The organism is Bradyrhizobium sp. CCBAU 21365 (assembly GCF_015291305.1).
Classification (GTDB): domain Bacteria; phylum Pseudomonadota; class Alphaproteobacteria; order Rhizobiales; family Xanthobacteraceae; genus Bradyrhizobium; species Bradyrhizobium elkanii.
This window is the reverse complement of sequence record NZ_CP030036.1, coordinates 4,088,490-4,105,733: the sequence shown is the minus strand read 5'-3', so window position 1 is coordinate 4,105,733 and position 17,244 is coordinate 4,088,490. Positions and strand designations below refer to the sequence as shown.

Annotated in this window: 17 protein-coding genes; 7 read left to right on the top strand and 10 right to left on the bottom strand. The window is 63.8% G+C overall.

Annotation, left to right across the window (positions count from 1 at the left end):
• Positions 1-153: 153 nt before the first annotated feature.
• From XI02_RS18640 to XI02_RS18630, 3 genes are all read right to left on the bottom strand, one after another.
• Positions 154-687, bottom strand: coding sequence for a DUF2059 domain-containing protein (locus tag XI02_RS18640; RefSeq protein ID WP_016848262.1), 534 nt, complete (start codon positions 685-687; stop codon positions 154-156).
• A gap of 23 nt (positions 688-710) precedes the next feature.
• Positions 711-1,403 carry a ribose-5-phosphate isomerase RpiA gene (gene rpiA / locus XI02_RS18635; RefSeq protein WP_018271065.1) on the bottom strand — a complete coding sequence of 231 codons (693 nt, stop codon included), beginning with the start codon at positions 1,401-1,403 and terminating at the stop codon, positions 711-713.
• Positions 1,404-1,517: 114 nt separating this feature from the next.
• Positions 1,518-2,351, bottom strand: coding sequence for an SDR family NAD(P)-dependent oxidoreductase (locus XI02_RS18630; RefSeq protein WP_018271064.1), 834 nt, complete (start codon positions 2,349-2,351; stop codon positions 1,518-1,520).
• 76 nt (positions 2,352-2,427) lie between these two features.
• On the opposite strand from XI02_RS18630, the gene XI02_RS18625 reads away from it, so the two are divergent.
• The 6 genes from XI02_RS18625 (at position 2,428) to nhaD (ending at position 8,836) form a co-directional block, all read left to right on the top strand.
• A complete protein-coding gene (locus XI02_RS18625; RefSeq protein WP_041482638.1) occupies positions 2,428-3,108 on the top strand; it encodes an HAD hydrolase-like protein in 681 nt (226 codons plus the stop codon).
• A 161-nt stretch (positions 3,109-3,269) separates the two neighbouring features.
• On the top strand, positions 3,270-3,755 hold the full coding sequence (locus XI02_RS18620; RefSeq protein ID WP_018271062.1) for a PEGA domain-containing protein: 486 nt from the start codon (positions 3,270-3,272) through the stop codon (positions 3,753-3,755).
• Between the two features lie 255 nt (positions 3,756-4,010).
• Positions 4,011-5,045, top strand: coding sequence for a GTP 3',8-cyclase MoaA (gene moaA, locus XI02_RS18615; protein ID WP_016844402.1), 1,035 nt, complete (start codon positions 4,011-4,013; stop codon positions 5,043-5,045).
• Positions 5,046-5,221: 176 nt separating this feature from the next.
• The gene (locus tag XI02_RS18610) at positions 5,222-5,803 is read left to right on the top strand and encodes a TRAP transporter small permease subunit (RefSeq protein ID WP_026192626.1); all 582 of its coding nucleotides are present in this window, start codon (positions 5,222-5,224) and stop codon (positions 5,801-5,803) included.
• Positions 5,804-5,833: 30 nt separating this feature from the next.
• Positions 5,834-7,489, top strand: coding sequence for a TRAP transporter large permease subunit (locus XI02_RS18605; RefSeq protein WP_026192625.1), 1,656 nt, complete (start codon positions 5,834-5,836; stop codon positions 7,487-7,489).
• A 69-nt stretch (positions 7,490-7,558) separates the two neighbouring features.
• A complete protein-coding gene (nhaD, locus tag XI02_RS18600) occupies positions 7,559-8,836 on the top strand; it encodes a sodium:proton antiporter NhaD (RefSeq protein WP_026192624.1) in 1,278 nt (425 codons plus the stop codon).
• 75 nt (positions 8,837-8,911) lie between these two features.
• Here the strand turns inward: nhaD and XI02_RS18595 are convergent, their stop codons facing one another.
• The 7 genes from XI02_RS18595 to XI02_RS18565 all read right to left on the bottom strand — a co-directional run bounded on the left by XI02_RS18595 (position 8,912) and on the right by XI02_RS18565 (position 15,982).
• The gene (locus XI02_RS18595; RefSeq protein WP_016844389.1) at positions 8,912-10,243 is read right to left on the bottom strand and encodes a cell wall metabolism sensor histidine kinase WalK; all 1,332 of its coding nucleotides are present in this window, start codon (positions 10,241-10,243) and stop codon (positions 8,912-8,914) included.
• A 2-nt stretch (positions 10,244-10,245) separates the two neighbouring features.
• Positions 10,246-10,920, bottom strand: coding sequence for a response regulator transcription factor (locus XI02_RS18590; RefSeq protein WP_018271059.1), 675 nt, complete (start codon positions 10,918-10,920; stop codon positions 10,246-10,248).
• Between the two features lie 192 nt (positions 10,921-11,112).
• Positions 11,113-12,201 (bottom strand): TRAP transporter substrate-binding protein, encoded by a 1,089-nt coding sequence (locus XI02_RS18585; protein ID WP_026192623.1) that lies wholly within the window; start codon positions 12,199-12,201, stop codon positions 11,113-11,115.
• 297 nt (positions 12,202-12,498) lie between these two features.
• The gene (locus tag XI02_RS18580) at positions 12,499-13,587 is read right to left on the bottom strand and encodes a TRAP transporter substrate-binding protein (RefSeq protein ID WP_026192622.1); all 1,089 of its coding nucleotides are present in this window, start codon (positions 13,585-13,587) and stop codon (positions 12,499-12,501) included.
• Between the two features lie 308 nt (positions 13,588-13,895).
• A complete protein-coding gene (locus XI02_RS18575) occupies positions 13,896-14,132 on the bottom strand; it encodes a hypothetical protein (RefSeq protein ID WP_016844383.1) in 237 nt (78 codons plus the stop codon).
• A gap of 224 nt (positions 14,133-14,356) precedes the next feature.
• A complete protein-coding gene (locus XI02_RS18570) occupies positions 14,357-15,487 on the bottom strand; it encodes an Mrp/NBP35 family ATP-binding protein (protein ID WP_026192621.1) in 1,131 nt (376 codons plus the stop codon).
• Positions 15,488-15,544: 57 nt separating this feature from the next.
• Positions 15,545-15,982, bottom strand: coding sequence for a VOC family protein (locus XI02_RS18565; protein WP_016843272.1), 438 nt, complete (start codon positions 15,980-15,982; stop codon positions 15,545-15,547).
• A 200-nt stretch (positions 15,983-16,182) separates the two neighbouring features.
• Between XI02_RS18565 and XI02_RS18560 the strand changes: the two genes are divergently transcribed.
• On the top strand, positions 16,183-17,055 hold the full coding sequence (locus tag XI02_RS18560) for an NAD(P)-dependent oxidoreductase (protein ID WP_026192620.1): 873 nt from the start codon (positions 16,183-16,185) through the stop codon (positions 17,053-17,055).
• Positions 17,056-17,244 lie beyond the last annotated feature (189 nt).

Here is a 17,244-nt window from a genome sequence, read left to right as displayed (position 1 = left end):
CAACCACGCCGGAAATCGGCTCTTGCAACTGGTTCCCCTGATCCTGAGGAGCCCGCGAAGCGGGCGTCTCGAAGGATGGAGGCCACAGAGGGGCCTCATGGTTCGAGACGCGCTCCGCGCTCCTCACCATGAGGGTCCAATAGCGCCGCGCGCTCAGATATCCTTGCCGCGCTTCTTCATCTCGGCCTTGAACTGGGCGTTGACGATCACGCCAAACTGCTGCGCCCACTGCTGCATATATTGCAGCGAATCGTTGATTGCCTTGGGCTCGGAGGTCAAAAGCTTCTGACCGAGCGGCGTCTTGTAGAAGATCACGAGATCCTTGAGCTCCTGCTCGGTGAACTCGGCGGCGTAGAGCTGCGCCATGCCCTCGCCGATTTCCTTCTCGCTGCCAGCCAGATTCTTGGCGACGACCAGCGCAACCTCGTTGAGATCCTTCTGGTAGTTCAGGTACTGCTGCAGCAGACCGGTCTTGGTCTTCTCGATGATTCCCGGAACGGCGCCTGCATACATCACCGCGACGTTCTTCATCGTCAGGATTTCCTTGGCGTATCCGATCGCCGCGGGGGTCGACTGCTTGACGTCCTTGGGCATGGCGGGCAACTGCGGCTGCTGCGCCATCGCCGGTGCGAGCGCCAGTCCAGCCGCCAGGGCCGCAGCCGACAAAAGTCCCGAAAAACGCTTCATTCCAAGTCTCCTTGCTTGCGGCCTCATGGCCGTTCAACAACCCGAATTCCCTGCGCGCCGGCCAGCACGGCGACGCTGCCAAGCCCAATGAACAGGCCGTGTTCGACCACGCCTGGAATCACGCTGAGCAGACCGGCAAGACGCGGCGGATCGCCGATCCGGCCGAGATGGGCATCGACGATCCAGTGGCCGCCATCGGTGACAAAAACGTGACCGTCCTTGCCCTTCCGGATCAGCATTTCGCCGGACACGCCGGCCTTAGCGAATGCCCGCGCCATCGCGGCCTGCGTTGCAGCCAGCCCGAACGGGATCACCTCGACCGGCAGCGGGAAGCGGCCGAGCACGTCGACCCATTTGCTGTCGTCGGCGATCACGATCATGCGATCACTGGCGGCCGCGACGATTTTCTCGCGCAGCAGCGCACCGCCGCCGCCCTTGATCAGGTTGAGCGCCGGGTCGATCTCGTCGGCGCCGTCGATGGTGAGGTCGAGATGGTCGATCTCGTCCAGCGTGGTCAGCGGAACGCCGCAGCGGATCGCATCCGCGCGGGTCGCTTCCGAGGTCGGCACGCCGATCACCTTCATGCCCGCACGGACCTTCTCGCCGAGCAGCTCGACGAAGTGCTTGGCGGTCGATCCGGTGCCGAGCCCGAGCTTCATGCCGTCGCGCACCTCTTCGAGCGCGCGCGCCGCCGCCTGGCGTTTCAGTGCGTCCATGTCCACGTGCCGACAACCCCTCGGTTGGTCCGTTACGGGCCGCCATCGGGTGGCCCGGCGGGCGCATATCTAGCGTCGTTTTGCAGGCAGGAATAGCGGCAAGCGGACCAGTCTTTAGGCCGAAACGGCGTCCATCGCGGCCAAAATCGCCGAAAAGCGCTCCTCGACCTCAGCCCGCATCCCGGGGTGGGTGAAAATGTACAACTGGTCGTCGCGGATCGCGGCCAGCACCTGCCCCGCAACCGACGCCGGATCGAGACCGGCCTCCAGGCGGCGCGCGATCTCGGCGACGACAGCGGCCATCGGGCTTGCCGGATCGAGCTGACGGGCCGGGCCGTACTGCTCGCCGCGGTTGCGCCCGCTCTCGCCGATCCGGGTCCGCACAAAGCTCGGACAGAGCACGCTGACGCCGATCCCGAGCGGCCTCAGCTGCATGGCGAGCCCTTCGGACAGGCTGACGACGGCGAACTTGGTCGCCGAATACGGGCTCAAGCCAAGCCCGCTTCTTATCCCGGCCATCGATGCCGTGTTGACGATATGACCGCCCTCGCCGTGCTGGCGGATGTGCGGCAGGAAGCTCCTGATGCCGTGCACGACGCCCATCAGATTGACGTCGATCACCCAGCGCCAGTCGTCGATCGAGATCGGGTCAATGCCGCCGCCGGCTGCGACGCCGGCATTGTTGCAGAGGACATGAACCCTGCCGAAGGCGCGGAACGATGCCTCTGCCGCGCGATCGACGCTCAAGGGATCGGCAACGTCGCAGACCACGCCATGGACATCCGCGCCGCCGGCGCGCAGCGCATCGACGGCCTTGTCCAGCGGACCGGTTTCGATGTCGGCGAGCATCACCTTCATGCCCTCGCGGGCGAAGGCGGTTGCCATCGCAAGTCCGATTCCGCTGGCCGCGCCGGTGACAAAAGCGGCTTTTCCAGCAAGTTCCCGCATCTCAGCCTCCCTTGTTTCATGACGTGCCCACATCTACTCTTGCATCGCAGCGCCCGGCCCGATAGCCAAAAGCATCATGTCCGCGTCCTCTCCCCCCATCGTTGTGTTCGATCTCGACGGCACGCTGGTCGACACCGCGCCAGATCTGATCAGCGCGCTGAACTACGTGCTCGACCGGGAGGGCCTGCGGCCGGTGCCGCTCGCCGCCGCCCGCAACATGATCGGCGCCGGCGCGCGCAAGCTGCTCGAACGCGGGCTCGAGGTGGAGGGCCGCGCGGTCAGCTTCGGCGACCTCGACCGCTTGACCAAGGATTTCGTCGACTATTATGCCGAGCACATCGCCGACGGCTCGCGCCCGTTCGACGGGCTCGAAGCCGCGCTCGATCGGCTGGCGGCCAAAGGCCATCTTCTTGCGGTGTGCACCAACAAGCTGGAGTGGCTGTCGAAGCTGCTGCTCGACCGGCTCGGACTGACCCCGCGCTTTGCCGCGATCTGCGGCGCCGACACCTTCGGCATCGCTAAGCCCGATCCGACGTTCCTGCGCGAGACGGTGGTCCGCGCCGGCGGCCGGCTGCCCGGCGCCATCATGGTCGGCGATGCAGGCCCCGATGTCGGGGTGGCACGGCGCGCCCAGGTCCCGGTGATCGGCGTCGATTTTGGCTATACCGACGTCCCGATGACTGAGCTGAAGCCGGACCGGCTGATCAGCCATATGCGCGATCTGCCGGACGCCGTCGGCAGCCTGAGCGCGGCATAGACTTTCCGCAACACACTGATATCGCTTGGCAATACTTAGCCATGCGATTCCGCCATTAACCATCCTTTAACGAGCAGGCCCCCCACTGTTGCGCCTCTGTTCCGACGCACCTATGGTCCGCTCCGGGGATTGTGGCTGATTGCCGCAGTAGAGTGTGGATCATGCGTCGTATCATCGTAATTGCGGCCGCCGGGCTGAGCCTGGCCGGCTGCTCCTCCTTCTCATTGGATTCGTTCAAGTCGGCGCCGCCGCCGATGCCGGTGCAGCTGGATTCGAACCCGCCGGGCGCCGACGCCGTGACCTCGCTCGGACCGGGCTGCAAGACGCCCTGCACCGTGTCGATCCCGGCGCCGGAGACCAACTTCTCCGTCACCTTCAACATGCCGAAGTTCCAGCCGGCGACCGTGCCGGTCACCGTGACCCGCGTTCCCGGCGACTTCACCACGCCGGCCACCACCACGCTGGATCCGAGTCCGGTGTTCGCCGAGTTGCAGCCGGCCGGCCCGCCGCCGCGTGCGGCGAAGAAGCCGGTGCGGAAGAAGAAGCCGAAGCCGGCTGCCGCTGCGGCGCCTGCCGCCGCTCCGGACTCCGCGTTCCCCGCCCCGAGCGCGGCTGCGCCGGCGCCGGCCGCCGCTCCGTCGCGCTAGCGCGGGCGGCTGCACCGGATTTGCACCGCACAAAAGTCCGGTCCAAAGCCGGGTTTTTGTATTTGGCCGAGACACATCCGCGATTGCGATCATGCATCGCGCGATATGCCTCGCCTATCGCTTTGCATGTTGCGGATCATCCATACGATCATCCCTTGGGACGCATTGTGACAACGCGCCAACATGCATAGATTGCGGATGCCGGAGCCGATCACGGCGCGGCAGGCAGGGAACAGATTGCAAGGCCCGAACTGAATGAACGGATCCACGCAAGCGCATTCCGACACGCTGTTTCGTCCGATGACCGATCCGTTCGGCCGGACCATCCGTTATTTGCGCGTCTCCGTCACCGACCGCTGCGACCTGCGCTGCTTCTATTGCATGTCGGAAGACATGACCTTCCTGCCGAAGGCCGATCTCCTGACGCTGGAAGAGCTCGACCGGCTCTGCTCGGCCTTCGTCGCCAAGGGCGTGCGCAAGATCCGCCTCACCGGCGGCGAGCCGCTGGTCCGCCGCAACGTGATGGGCCTGGTCCGCTCGCTGTCGCGCCATCTGACCACGGGCGCACTCGACGAATTGACGCTGACCACCAACGGCTCGCAGCTGGCGCGCTTCGCTCAGGAGCTGGCCGATTGCGGCGTGCGCCGCGTCAACGTCTCGCTCGACACGCTCGACCCCGTAAAATTCCGGGCCATCACCCGCTGGGGCGACATCGACAAGGTGTTGTCGGGCATCGAGGCGGCGCGGTCGGCGGGACTCGCGGTCAAGATCAACGCGGTCGCGCTGAAGAACATGAACGAGGACGAGATTCCCGCGCTGATGGAATGGGCGCACGGCAAGGGCATGGGCCTCACCTTGATCGAGGTGATGCCGATGGGCGATATCGGCGAAGGCCGGATCGATCAGTACGTGCCGCTGTCCTTGATGCGCGCACGGCTCGAGAAGCACTACACGCTGACCGATCTTTCCGACGACACCGGCGGCCCCGCCCGCTACGTCCGGGTCGCCGAGACCGGCGGCAAGCTCGGCTTCATCACGCCGATGACCCATAATTTCTGCGAATCCTGCAACCGGGTGCGGATCACCTGCACAGGGACGCTGCACACCTGCCTCGGCCACGAGGACGCCTCCGACCTGCGCCGGCCGCTGCGCGCCTCCGCCGACAACGACTTGCTGGCGGCGGCCATCGACCGGGCCATCGGACTGAAGCCGAAGGGGCACGATTTCATCATCGACCGCCGCCACAACCGTCCGAGCGTCAGCCGCCACATGAGCGTGACCGGCGGCTAAGCCGCCGCCCGAGCCGCAGGTGCGGCGAAATCCCCTTCAATATCAACAAACTTCCAATTGACGGCGGGATTTCCCGCTGGTTTGGTGCGTCAGCTTCATGCTAGCTCGGCTGGATAAGCCGCTGCGCCTCCCGGGCGCCGTCAAGACTGCTGGGGCCCACGTGGGGAGGACTGACGTTGCAATCGCTCTTGAAATTGAGCCGTGGAATTGACGCGTTCACGCGCTGGACAGGCAAGCGTCTGGCGTGGCTGATCCTGCTCGCCGTGATCATCTCGGCCATCAACGCGATCGTCCGCAAGACCTTCGACGTATCTTCAAATTCCTGGCTCGAGCTGCAGTGGGTGCTTTTCAGCATCGTCTTTCTGCTGTGCTCGCCGTGGACCCTGCTCGACAATGAGCACATCCGGATCGACATCGTGAACAACCTGCTGCCAAAGCGCGTGCGTGACGTGATCGATGTGATCGGACATGCATTCTTTCTGCTCCCGCTGTGCGTCGTCATGATCATCACGGGCGGGCCCTTCTTCTGGCGCTCCTATCAAATCAACGAGCAGTCGGGCAATGCCGGCGGACTGCCGCAATGGCCCGCGAAATCGCTGATCATCATCGCCTTCTCATTTCTTTTCGTTCAAGGCATTTCCGAATTGATCAAGCGCATCGCGGTCATGCGCGGACTCATATCCGATCCGCACGCGTCCCAGGTGACGGCCATCGAAGCCGAGGTCGAGCACCTCGTCGAGGCGATCGAAAAGCACTGATCGTCGGTCGCGATCGCAGGGGGAGACTGGATGACTGCGTTTCTTATTGAGAATATGGCGCCAATCATGTTCGCGTCGCTGGTGGTCATGCTGCTGCTTGGCTATCCCGCGGCGTTTTCGCTCGGCGCCGTCGGCCTGATCTATGCCATCGTCGGCATTCAGCTCGGGGAATTCCGGCCGGACTTCCTGCAAGCGCTGCCGGAACGCGTCTACGGCGTGATGAACAACGATACGCTGCTTGCGATTCCGTTCTTTACATTCATGGGCCTCGTGCTGGAGCGATCCGGCATGGCGGAGGATTTGCTCGACACGATCGGGCAATTGTTCGGAACCATCCGCGGCGGCCTCGCCTATGCGGTCGTTTTCGTTGGCGCGCTGCTGGCGGCGACCACCGGCGTGGTTGCGGCTTCCGTGATCTCGATGGGCCTGATCTCGCTCCCGATCATGCTGCGCTACGGCTACGACCGCCGTATGGCCACCGGTATCATTGCGGCGTCAGGCACGCTGGCGCAGATCATTCCGCCATCGCTGGTGCTGATCGTGATGGCCGACCAGCTCGGCAAGTCGGTCGGCGACATGTATGAGGGAGCGTTCATTCCCGGACTGGTGCTGGCCGGGCTCTATGCCGGCTATGCCTTTCTGGTCACTCTGATCTTTCCGAAGGCGGCCCCGGGGCTGCCGGCTGATGCGATCGGCTTTCGCGAGAAGAGCGGCGGCCGCGGACTTTGGTCGCTGGGCGCCCTGTTCCTTGCAAGCTGCGCGTTCGGCTGGTTCATGATGCGCAATTCCGACACGCACGGCGCCGATTTCGTCGTACTCAGCATGTTCTTCGGCATCCTGTTTGCGTTCTTCGTCGCGGTCGTGAACTGGATCATCGACAGACTCACCGGCTTCCGCTTCCTGTCCGCGATGGCGCAGCAGACCACCTTCGTGATGGTGCCCCCGCTGTTCCTGATCTTCCTCGTGCTCGGCACGATCTTCATCGGCATCGCCACCCCGACCGAGGGCGGCGCGATGGGTGCAGCAGGTGCGCTGATCCTCGGTGCATTCAAGCGCCGGCTGAGCTGGGATTTGGTCCGCCAGGCCGTGGAATCGACCGCGAAACTTTCGGCTTTCGTCGTCTTCATCCTGGTCGGCGCACGCGTCTTCTCGCTGACCTTCTATGGCGTGAACGGCCATGTCTGGGTCGAGCATCTCCTGACCTCGCTGCCCGGCGGACAAGTCGGCTTCCTGATCTTCGTCAACGTCTTCGTGTTCGTGCTGGCCTTCTTCCTCGATTTCTTCGAGCTGGCCTTCATCGTGATCCCGCTGCTCGGGCCGGCTGCGGAAAAGCTCGGCATCGATCTGATATGGTTCGGCGTCATCCTCGGCGTCAACATGCAGACCTCCTTCATGCACCCGCCGTTCGGTTTCGCGCTATTCTATCTTCGCTCGGTGGCGCCAAAGGATTCCTACCTCGATCGCGTGACCGGCAAGCGCATGGAGCCGGTCACGACCGGCCAGATCTATTGGGGCGCAGTGCCGTTTGTCGTGATCCAGGTCATCATGGTCCTGCTTGTCATCCTGTTCCCCGCGATGGTCATGCACTACAAGGGCGCCGCATCCACCATTGATCCGAACTCGGTCAAGATCGAGGTGCCGCAGATCGACCTGCCGCCGCTGGACTTTGGACAGCCGAAGAACTGAGCGGTCGAGCCCGGCCGGTTCTTGACGAGAAACCGGCCGGGCCAACCGCAAGTCCAGGGGAGCTCGATGCTGGTCGCTGCAATCGTCGCAATTTTCGTGATCGCCTACGCCGCGATTGCCCTCGAACATCCGATCGGGATCAACAAGTCGGCGTCGGCACTGCTCGGCGCAGGGCTGATGTGGACTGCTTATGCGGTCTGGAGCGGCGACACTGCCTTGATCGATAGGCAGCTCAGCGAGTCGGTCTCCTCCACCGCGCAGATCGTCTTCTTCCTGATTGGCGCCATGACGATCGTCGAGGTCATCGATGCCCATAATGGGTTCGAGGTCATCACGTCGCTGATCAACACGAGGAAGCAGGCCACCCTGATGTGGCTGGTCGGTTTCGTGACATTCTTTCTCAGCTCCGTGCTGGATAATCTGACGACCACGATCGTCATGATCTCGCTGATGCGGAAGCTGCTCGATCGCCAGGGCGACCGCCTGTTCTTCGCTGCAATGATCGTCATCGCCGCCAATGCGGGCGGAGCCTGGTCGGCAATCGGCGACGTCACGACCACGATGCTGTGGATTGGTGGTCAGATCACCCCGATTGCGATCGTAAAGGGTGTGTTCCTCGCCTCCCTTATCAACCTTGTTGTGCCGCTGCTTGTCGTCAGCGCGTGGCTACGAGGGAAAATCGTGGAGGCACCGCAGAGACAAACCCGGGCCGTCTCAACCAGCGTGTTCGAGCGCAATGTGACCTTCTTTCTCGGCCTCGGCATCCTGATCGCCGTCCCGGCGTTCAAGGCGGTCACCCATCTGCCCCCCTTCATGGGAATCCTGTTTGGTCTCGGCGTGCTCTGGACGGTCGGTGAACTGATCCATCGCCGCAAGGAAGAGGACGAAAAGAAGCGCCTGACGCTGGTTCACGCCCTGACCAGGATCGACATGAGCTCGATCGTCTTCTTTATCGGGATTTTGCTGGCGGTGGCCGCGCTCGAGCACACGCATGTTCTGGAAATGCTGGCTAAATGGCTGGACGCCACCTTCGGCCGTCTCGACGTGATCGTGGTGCTGCTCGGCCTACTCAGTGCAGTCATCGACAACGTTCCGCTGGTGGCCGCTTCGATGGGCATGTACAGCCTGAACCAGTATCCTCCCGACAGCTTCCTGTGGGAGTTCGTTGCCTACTGCGCCGGCACCGGCGGCTCGATTCTGATCATCGGTTCGGCCTCCGGCGTCGCCGCGATGGGCCTCGAGAAGATCGAGTTCTTCTGGTACGTCCGCCGCGTCAGCGGGCTCGCGCTTTTGGGATATTTCGGCGGCGTCGCCGCCTACATTGTTCAATATTGGCTGCTTCACTGATTGGGTCGAGTTTCTCGGCAAAAACCGGGGAACTCCGAAGCGGTAACGGCACGCAAGGCTGCGCGGCCCTGCTCGTCACGCGGACGCCGCCGGCTCTTGCCTCGCGAGGCGGAAGCTCAGCGTGAACTGGGCGCCGCCGGACGGCAGGTTCTCCACCCTCACCGTCGCATCGTGATCCTCGACGACGCCGCGCACGATCGAAAGCCCGAGCCCCGCGCCATCGGTGCGCTGGCGATCGCTGCGCCAGAAGCGCTGGAAGATCAGGCCCTGCTCGGCGGGCGCAATCCCCGGCCCGCAGTCGCGCACCTGCACCGAACCGTTGTCGTGCACCTCGACATCGACCGAGGTCCTCTCGGCGGTGTACTTGATGGCGTTCTCCGCCAGATTGAAGATCGCCCGCTGCAGCATCTCGGCATTGCCCCTGACATACACCGGACGGTCGGTGCCGCGCAGCGCGATATCCTTCTGCTGGGCCAGCGCGTAGGGCGCGATCGAGCCGACCACCTCGGCGCACACCGCGCGCAAATCCGCGGTCTCGCCGGGATCCAGCACCAGCGTGTCGAGCTCGGCGATCTCGAGCAGCTGGCTGACGATGCGGCTCATGCTTTCGATGTCGGCATGCAGCTCCCTGGTCCCCTTGGCCGCATCGAGCGTCTCGATCCGGGTCCTGAGGATCGCAAGCGGCGTGCGCAGCTGATGCGCGGCATCGGCCGTGAACTGGCGCTGTACGTGAAAGCCTTCCTCAAGGCGATCGAACGCCTGGTTGACGGCCGTCACCAGCGGCAGGATCTCGCTCGGAATCCCCTCCGTCGGAAGGCGGATATCGGTCCTTGCCGGCCCGATGCTCCTCGCCTCCTCCGAGGCCCGCAACAGCGGAATCACCGCGCGGCGGAAGATCAGGATGTCGGTGGCAAGCAGGATCAGAAGGATCGGGATGGTAATCCAGCCGACCCGCCGGAAGAAATTGGAGACGATGTCGTCGATGATGACGTCGCGATGCGACAGGTCCTCGGCGACCAGGATGCGCAGCGTCTGGCCGCCGAGCAGCCTGGTGACGCTGGCACCGGAGATCCGGTTGGCCAAGGCCGGCAGTCGCGGCGCCTCGCGATGCGACGAGAACAGCAGATGATCGTCGGCATCGTAGATGTCGTAGCGGTAGCGGCCATAGGCGTCGGAATAGAGTCCCCTCAGGCTGTCCGGCAGGTTGAGCTGCACCTTGCCCGCGGCATCGACCGAGAGGTTCTGGCCGAGATCGGCGGCCTGGTCGCGCATCGCTTCGCGATGCAGCTGATTGATCTCCGAATTCAACAGCCACAGCAGCAGCAGCGGCAGGAAGATCGCCGCGACCGCGACCGCCACGATGTGCAGGAACACGATCCGCGACGTCAGCGACTTGAAGCGGAACACGCCTACTTCTCCTCCGCCATCAGATAACCGACGCCCCGAATGGTGTGGATGATGACCTTGGCGCGGTGCTCGGCGAGCAGCTTGCGCAGCCGCGACACGTAGACCTCGACCGCGTTCGAGGCGACCTCGCCGGACAGGCCGAAGATGTGGTCTTCGACATTCTTCTTCGGCACCACCCGCCCCTGCCGCCGCAGCAGGATCTCCAGCACCGACGTTTCGCGCGCGGAGAACACGTGCGGAGCGCCGTCGACGAACACCTGCTTGCTCTCGGTATCGTAGACCAGATTGGCGAGCTTCAGCGAGGAGCCGAGCAGCTGGCCGGGCCGGCGCAGGATGGCTTCGAGCCGCGCCACCAGTTCTTCCAGCGCGAACGGCTTAGCCAGATAGTCGTCCGCGCCGCTGCGCAGGCCGCTGACCCGATCCTGCACGCCGCCCCGCGCGGTCAGCACCAGAACCGGCAGCGGATCGGTCTTGCGGCGAAGCTCCGACAACACCGACAGGCCATCGCCGTCGGGCAGACCGAGATCGAGGATCATGGCGGCATAGCTGACGCTGCGCAGCGCATCGCGCGCCTCGGCAACACTGTGGACGACATCGGACTCATATCCTGCCGCCATCAGCCCGCTGGCGAGCAGCCGCGAGAGCTCGACATTGTCCTCGACGATCAGAAGGCGCATCGCAGCAATCCTGTCTTTGTTCAATGGTCTTCCGTTTGCACACCCGTCGCGACGTACCAGGCGCGAGGCGCAATCGTGCGGCCGATGCGCCGTGCAAACGATACACAGATCGCTACGAAAACGTGATCACGATATGCAAAAGCCCCGGGATTCGGTCCCGGAGCTTTGCATCTCGAGAGCGGGCTGCGGCGCTCAGATCTGCGCGTGGCGTGCCATGAAATTGTCGTAGCCGACTTCCGCGACCTGGAACCACTGATAGCCGTTGCTGGCGAAGCTGTTGAGCGACTCGTAGACCTTCTTGAAGTCCGCGTTGGTCGCGGAGACCTCGTTGTGCAGTTCCTTTGCCGCCTTGAACGACGCCTCCATCACTGGAGCCGGGAAGGCATGCAGCTTGGCACCTGCTGCAAGCAGCCGCTTGAGAGCCGGCGGATTCGTCTGGTCGTACTTCGCCATCATCCAGTTGTTGGCGTAGTGACCGGCCTGTTCGAGAACGGACTGATAATACTTCGGCAGCGCATTCCATTTGTCGAGATTGACGAACGACAGCAGCATGGGACCGCCCTCCCACCAACCCGGATAGTAATAGTGCGGAGCGACCTTGACGAATCCCAGCCGTTCATCGTCGTAGGGTCCGACCCATTCCGCCGCATCGATGGTGCCCTTCTCGAGCGCCGGATAGATGTCGCCGCCGGCGATCTGCTGCGGCACCGCGCCCAGTTTCTGCATCACGCGCCCGGCAAAGCCGCCAATGCGGAATTTGAGACCCTTCAGGTCGTCGACGCTGGCGATCTCCTTGCGGAACCAGCCGCCCATCTGACACCCGGTGTTGCCTGCAAGCAGAGAAACCACATTGTACTTTTTGTAGAATGTATTGAGCATGTCTCTGCCGCCGCCAAGCATGTACCAGGCTTGGTTGATGCGCATGTTCGGGCCGAACGGCACCGCCGAGCCGAAGGTGAATGTCGGGTCCTTGCCGAAGTAGTAGTACGATGCCGTGTGTCCGATCTCGACGGTGCCGTTCTGTACGGCATCAAGCACTTGTAGTCCGGGGACGATCTCGCCCGCGGCGAAGGTCTGGATCTGGAATTTGTTGTCGGTGGCCTCGCCGACCATCTTGGCCATCACCTCAGCGCCGCCGTACAGCGTATCGAGCGATTTCGGCCAACTCGTGGGCATTCGCCATTTGAGCTCCGGCATCGACTGCGCGATCGCCGGCGCCGCAATCGTCGCCGCGCCGGCGACCCCCAAACCCGTGACTTTGATAAAATCTCTTCGCTTCATTTTTGATTCCTACCCTCTTGTGGTTGTGTTCACCCGAGCGGCGACGTTGTGATCGTCTTTATGCTCCACCTTCTTGCCACGACCCGGTCGTGGATCTTGCCTTCGTTGCGAGGCTTGGTGCGAGCATGGAACATCCGCTTCCCGAACACCAGACGCAAAAAGCCCGGCCTTCTGGCGAAGACCGGGCGACTTAAGTCGAAGCTTTCGGAGGGCTTCGGTCTCAAAACCGAAGCCCTCGATGCTCATGATCAAGCGTTCTCTTCACGCGAACGCTCGCCTGAAGACGTCATGTCTTGATCAGCCGCGGGTGCGCGAGCGGATCATAAAGCTGTCGAAGGTATATTCGGCAACCTGCCACCACAGATATTGGTCGGAGCGATAGGCCTGCATGGCCTCGACGGATTTCTTGAAATCGGCATTCTTGGCCGAGATTTCGCCCCACAGCTCGTTGGTCGCCTTGAGGCAGGCCTCGAGCACTTCGTTGGTGAACGGACGCAGCTGCGTGCCGCCCGCAACCAGCCGCTTCAGAGCCGTCGGGTTCTGCATGTCGTAGCGCGCCTGCATCCAGCTATTGGCGTTGGCACATGCATTGGTCAGGATGGCCTGGTAGCCTTTGGGGAGCGCATTCCACTTCTCGAGATTGGCGAAAGCGTGGACCGTGGGGCCGCCTTCCCAGAAGCCCGGATAGTAATAGTACTTCGCGACCTTGGCGAAGCCGAGCTTCTCGTCGTCATACGGGCCGACCCACTCGGCGGCATCAATAGTGCCCTTCTCGAGCGCCGGATAGATGTCGCCGCCGGCGAGCTGCTGCGGCACCACGCCGACCTTCTGCAGCACCTGGCCGGCAATGCCGCCGATGCGCATCTTCAGGCCCGACATGTCGGCGACGGTCTTGATCTCCTTGCGGAACCAGCCGCCCATCTGGGTGCCGGTGTTGCCGGTCGGGAAACCGATCACGCCGAACTTCTTGAAGAACTCGTTGCCGAGTTCCTGGCCGCCGCCCTGGTACCACCAGGAGTTCTGCATGCGGGCGTTGAGCCCGAACGGCACCGACGCATAGATCGCGAAGGTCGGATCCTTGCCGACATAGTAGTACGAGACCGTGTGGCACATCTCGACAGTACCGTTCGACGTCGCGTCCAAGGCCTGCAAGCCAGGCGCGAGTTCGCCAGCCGCGAACACCTGGATCTGGAACTTGTTGTCGGTCATTTCGGCGACGTACTTCGACACCTGCTCGGCGCCGCCATAGATGGTGTCCAGCGACTTCGGGAAGCTCGAGGTCAGGCGCCACTTGATTTCAGGCGAGGACTGCGCGATCGCCGGCGCAGCAACCGCCGTCGCGGCAGCACCGGCCGCAGAAACTTTCAAAAAATCACGACGCTTCATCGTAAGACTTCTCCTTCAGGGGCGTTTCCCAGTGACCGCAAGCAGTTCTCCGGCAGGCGCGTGAAGGCCTGCCGAGGCGCTCTGGGTCGGCCCTTTAACACGGAAGGCGGCGTCACGGAAACGCGACAATGGCATGACCGCGCCAATTAAACGAAAGTCTGATGAGCCTGGAAATCAGCCGGAAAATGCACCTTCAGGCAGCGACGATGACGCCTGGCAGGTGGCCGCGGAGCCTGCCGCCAACCGCGCGGTAAATCGCCGCGTGCAGGCCGTCCGGTCCGCTCTCGACCACCGGGTTACAGGAACAATCAGCGCCGCGTCGTGTCCCGCGCCTTCTTGGCTTGATCAGCCAAATACCGCCCGCGCCGGATCCAGCTTTGCGCGGTTGTCTTGCTGACGCCGTACGTCTTGGCGATCACCTCGGCAGCCTCGCCGATCGAGTCGGACTTCTTGGCCATGTTGAATGCCAACCGGGAGGCCTCTGCGCGCTTCTCCCGCGTCAGATGTTTGCGGTGCTGCTTGTTTGCTTCGCGTGATGCTGCCATGTCGATGGTCGCCTCACGGCCCCTTCCCGCAGTTTTGGCTTCACCCGTGGCCGCCTTCCACTGATCGAAGGGTGGTACGATTCGGCCACTCCTGCATAAACATACAGGCCGGAACCGATTCAGCAATCGTCCAAAGGCACCAAAGGCCACTGGCCTGTGAAGAAGGCTCGCCGGGCTTCCCGACGCTTCGAGGCCAATCGAGCCAGCGAGACAGCAGCGCAGGCTCAGGCTGCCGCGATGACGCCTTGCAGCTGCTCGCGGACCTTGCCGCCGATCGCGCGGTAGATCGCCGCGTGCGGGCCGTCCGGTTCGCTCTCGACCACCGGGTTGCCGGAATCGGAGGCGGTGCGGATCGCGATGTGCAGGGGGATTTCGCCGAGGAACGGCACCCCCAGCTTCTCGGCCTCGTGGCGGGCGCCGCCATGGCCGAAGATATCCGAGCGGGTGCCGCAATGCGGGCACTGGAAATAGCTCATGTTCTCGACGATGCCGAGCACCGGCACATTGACCTTCTTGAACATCGCAAGCCCGCGCCGGGCGTCGATCAGCGAGAGGTCCTGCGGGGTCGAGATGATGACGGCGCCCTTGAGCGGGACGTTCTGCGCCAGCGTGAGCTGGGCATCGCCGGTGCCGGGCGGCATGTCGACCACGAGCACGTCGAGCGTGCCCCAGGCGACGTCGCGCAGCATCTGGGTGATCGCCGACATCACCATCGGCCCGCGCCAGATCATCGCGGTGTCCTCCTCGACCAGGAAGCCGATCGACATGATCGACAGGCCGAAGCGCTGCAGCGGGACCATCTTCTTGTCGTCATTGAGCTGCGGCTTCTCGCGGATGCCGGTCAGCCGCGGCACCGACGGGCCGTAGATGTCGGCGTCGAGCAGCCCGACGCGCAGGCCGAGGTCGCGCAGGCCGAGCGCGAGGTTGAGCGCCGTGGTCGACTTGCCGACGCCGCCCTTGCCGGACGCAACGGCGATGACGGCGGAGATGCCGGGGATTTCGGCCTGCCGGGCCATCGGCGATTGCCCGCCGGGCGGATGCGCATGGCGATGGGCGGACGCCGGCGGGACGCCGCCGGCCGGCCGTGGCGCCGGCGCCGCACCGCCCGCCTTGCGCTCGGCGGTCAGTGCGATCATCGCGACGCTGACGCCGGGAATGGCGCGCACGGCGTTCTCGGCCTGCGCACGCACGCTCTCCCACGCGCGGGCCTCCGCGGCATCGACGTTGATCGAGAAGAACACCTTGCCGTCGGTGACCGTGATCGCCGACAGCACATTGGCGTTGGTCAAGGCCGTGCCGCGTGGCGACATCACCCTGGCGAGGCAATCGAGAACCTGTTGCTGCGTCACGCTCACCGCGCATCTCCTGGAAAGTTCAAGAGACCGACCCATAGAGCGTTGCAGCGCAAAAGGCTACCTCGCTCCGACGTCGTCCCGCCGCTCGGCCGGCGCAGCCGAGCCGCCTTCCTTGGCGGCCTCGTAGTTCAGCTCGATCATGACCCCGTTGGGGTCGTTGACGAAGATCTGCCAGAGATCGCCGCCGGGAACCTGGCGCGAGTCGAATTCCATGCCCTTGGACTGAAGCCGCTGCCTCATCCCATCGAAGCCCTGGCTGGCAAAGGCGACGTGATGGACGACGCCTGAGTCAGGCTTTTGTGCCTCGTCGGTCGCCGAAATATCGACCAGATGCACGACCGCCTTGCCCTCGCTGTACATCCACGCACCGGGGAACGCGAAGTTCGGCCGCGCGCCCTTTTCCAGGCCCAGAATGTCCTCATAGAACCGCACCGTGGCGGAGAGATTCCGGGTCCGGATATTGAAATGATCGAGCACACCGACGCTCATGCCCATGTGAGACACTCCCTTTTTTGTGAAGTTCGTTGGTGGGCAGATCCTAGCACAAAACCGCCTTCTGCCATCCCACCAAGGCCGTTGCCCTCCGCTGCACAGGGGGTATGGTGCGGCTCCTTCCATGGACGGAATGCCCTGCCCGCCGCGAATTTGCCGGCAGGCGAAGGGCGGTCACCACGGCAAATCACAAGGTAACAGATATGGCTAAAGTCGCTTTTCTCGGTCTCGGCGTGATGGGTTTCCCGATGGCGGGGCACCTCGTGAAAAAAGGCGGCCATGAGGTCACCGTTTACAACCGGACCGCGGCGAAGGCGAAGGAATGGGCCGACAAGTTCGGCGGCAAGACGGCGCCGACCCCGAAGGCCGCCGCCGAGGGCCAGGACTTCGTGATGTGCTGCGTCGGCAATGACAACGACCTGCGTTCGGTCACGATCGGCCCCGACGGCGCCTTCGCCGGGGTCAGGAAGGGCGCGACCTTCGTCGACCACACCACCGCCTCCGCCGAGGTCGCCCGCGAGCTCGATGCTGCCGCGACCAAGGCCGGCTTCAAGTTCGTCGACGGGCCGGTGTCGGGCGGCCAGGCCGGCGCCGAGAACGGCGTGCTGACGGTGATGTGCGGCGGCAGCGAAGACGCCTATGCCGGCGCCGAGCCGATCATCACCGGCGCCTATGCGCGGATGTGCAAATTGCTCGGACCGGCAGGCGCCGGCCAGCTCACCAAGATGGTCAACCAGATCTGCATCGCCGGTCTCGTGCAGGGCCTCTCCGAAGGCATTCACTTCGCCAAGAAGAGCGGCCTCGACGTCGCCGCCGTGATCGAGACCATCTCCAAGGGCGCGGCGCAGTCCTGGCAGATGGAAAACCGCTACAAGACCATGAACGAGGGCAAGTACGATTTCGGCTTCGCGGTCGAATGGATGCGCAAGGACCTCTCGATCGCGCTGGCGGAAGCCCGCCGCAACGGCGCCACCCTGCCCGCCACCGCGCTGGTCGATCAGTTCTATGCCGAGGTCGAGAAGATGGGCGGCAAGCGCTGGGATACGTCGAGCCTGCTGGCCCGTCTGCAGCGCTAACGCTTGCTCGCCTACGGCCATGGTGACCCGCGCCCGCGGGTCACCTGCCATGCAGCGTCGCCTCGCAAAGGAGAATCCCCCTTTGAAGGTCGCGCTGCCAAAATATCAAAAACAACCCCATGCAAAGGAGCTGGCCGGCCGCCGGCATTCGATTTGTCAACTTGACATGTCGGGCAAATCAGGGGCACA

What these genes read in the sequence shown, in the direction of transcription:
- XI02_RS18590 (WP_018271059.1), bottom strand. Translation starts at nt 10,920, where the DNA reads ATGCGCCTTCTGATCGTCGAGGACAATGTCGAGCTCTCGCGGCTGCTC.
- moaA (WP_016844402.1), top strand. Translation starts at nt 4,011, where the DNA reads ATGAACGGATCCACGCAAGCGCATTCCGACACGCTGTTTCGTCCGATG.
- XI02_RS18630 (WP_018271064.1), bottom strand. Translation starts at nt 2,351, where the DNA reads ATGCGGGAACTTGCTGGAAAAGCCGCTTTTGTCACCGGCGCGGCCAGC.
- XI02_RS18640 (WP_016848262.1), bottom strand. Translation starts at nt 687, where the DNA reads ATGAAGCGTTTTTCGGGACTTTTGTCGGCTGCGGCCCTGGCGGCTGGA.
- XI02_RS18575 (WP_016844383.1), bottom strand. Translation starts at nt 14,132, where the DNA reads ATGGCAGCATCACGCGAAGCAAACAAGCAGCACCGCAAACATCTGACG.
- XI02_RS18585 (WP_026192623.1), bottom strand. Translation starts at nt 12,201, where the DNA reads ATGAAGCGAAGAGATTTTATCAAAGTCACGGGTTTGGGGGTCGCCGGC.
- XI02_RS18560 (WP_026192620.1), top strand. Translation starts at nt 16,183, where the DNA reads ATGGCTAAAGTCGCTTTTCTCGGTCTCGGCGTGATGGGTTTCCCGATG.
- XI02_RS18620 (WP_018271062.1), top strand. Translation starts at nt 3,270, where the DNA reads ATGCGTCGTATCATCGTAATTGCGGCCGCCGGGCTGAGCCTGGCCGGC.
- rpiA (WP_018271065.1), bottom strand. Translation starts at nt 1,403, where the DNA reads ATGGACGCACTGAAACGCCAGGCGGCGGCGCGCGCGCTCGAAGAGGTG.
- XI02_RS18565 (WP_016843272.1), bottom strand. Translation starts at nt 15,982, where the DNA reads ATGGGCATGAGCGTCGGTGTGCTCGATCATTTCAATATCCGGACCCGG.
- XI02_RS18625 (WP_041482638.1), top strand. Translation starts at nt 2,428, where the DNA reads ATGTCCGCGTCCTCTCCCCCCATCGTTGTGTTCGATCTCGACGGCACG.
- XI02_RS18605 (WP_026192625.1), top strand. Translation starts at nt 5,834, where the DNA reads ATGACTGCGTTTCTTATTGAGAATATGGCGCCAATCATGTTCGCGTCG.
- XI02_RS18580 (WP_026192622.1), bottom strand. Translation starts at nt 13,587, where the DNA reads ATGAAGCGTCGTGATTTTTTGAAAGTTTCTGCGGCCGGTGCTGCCGCG.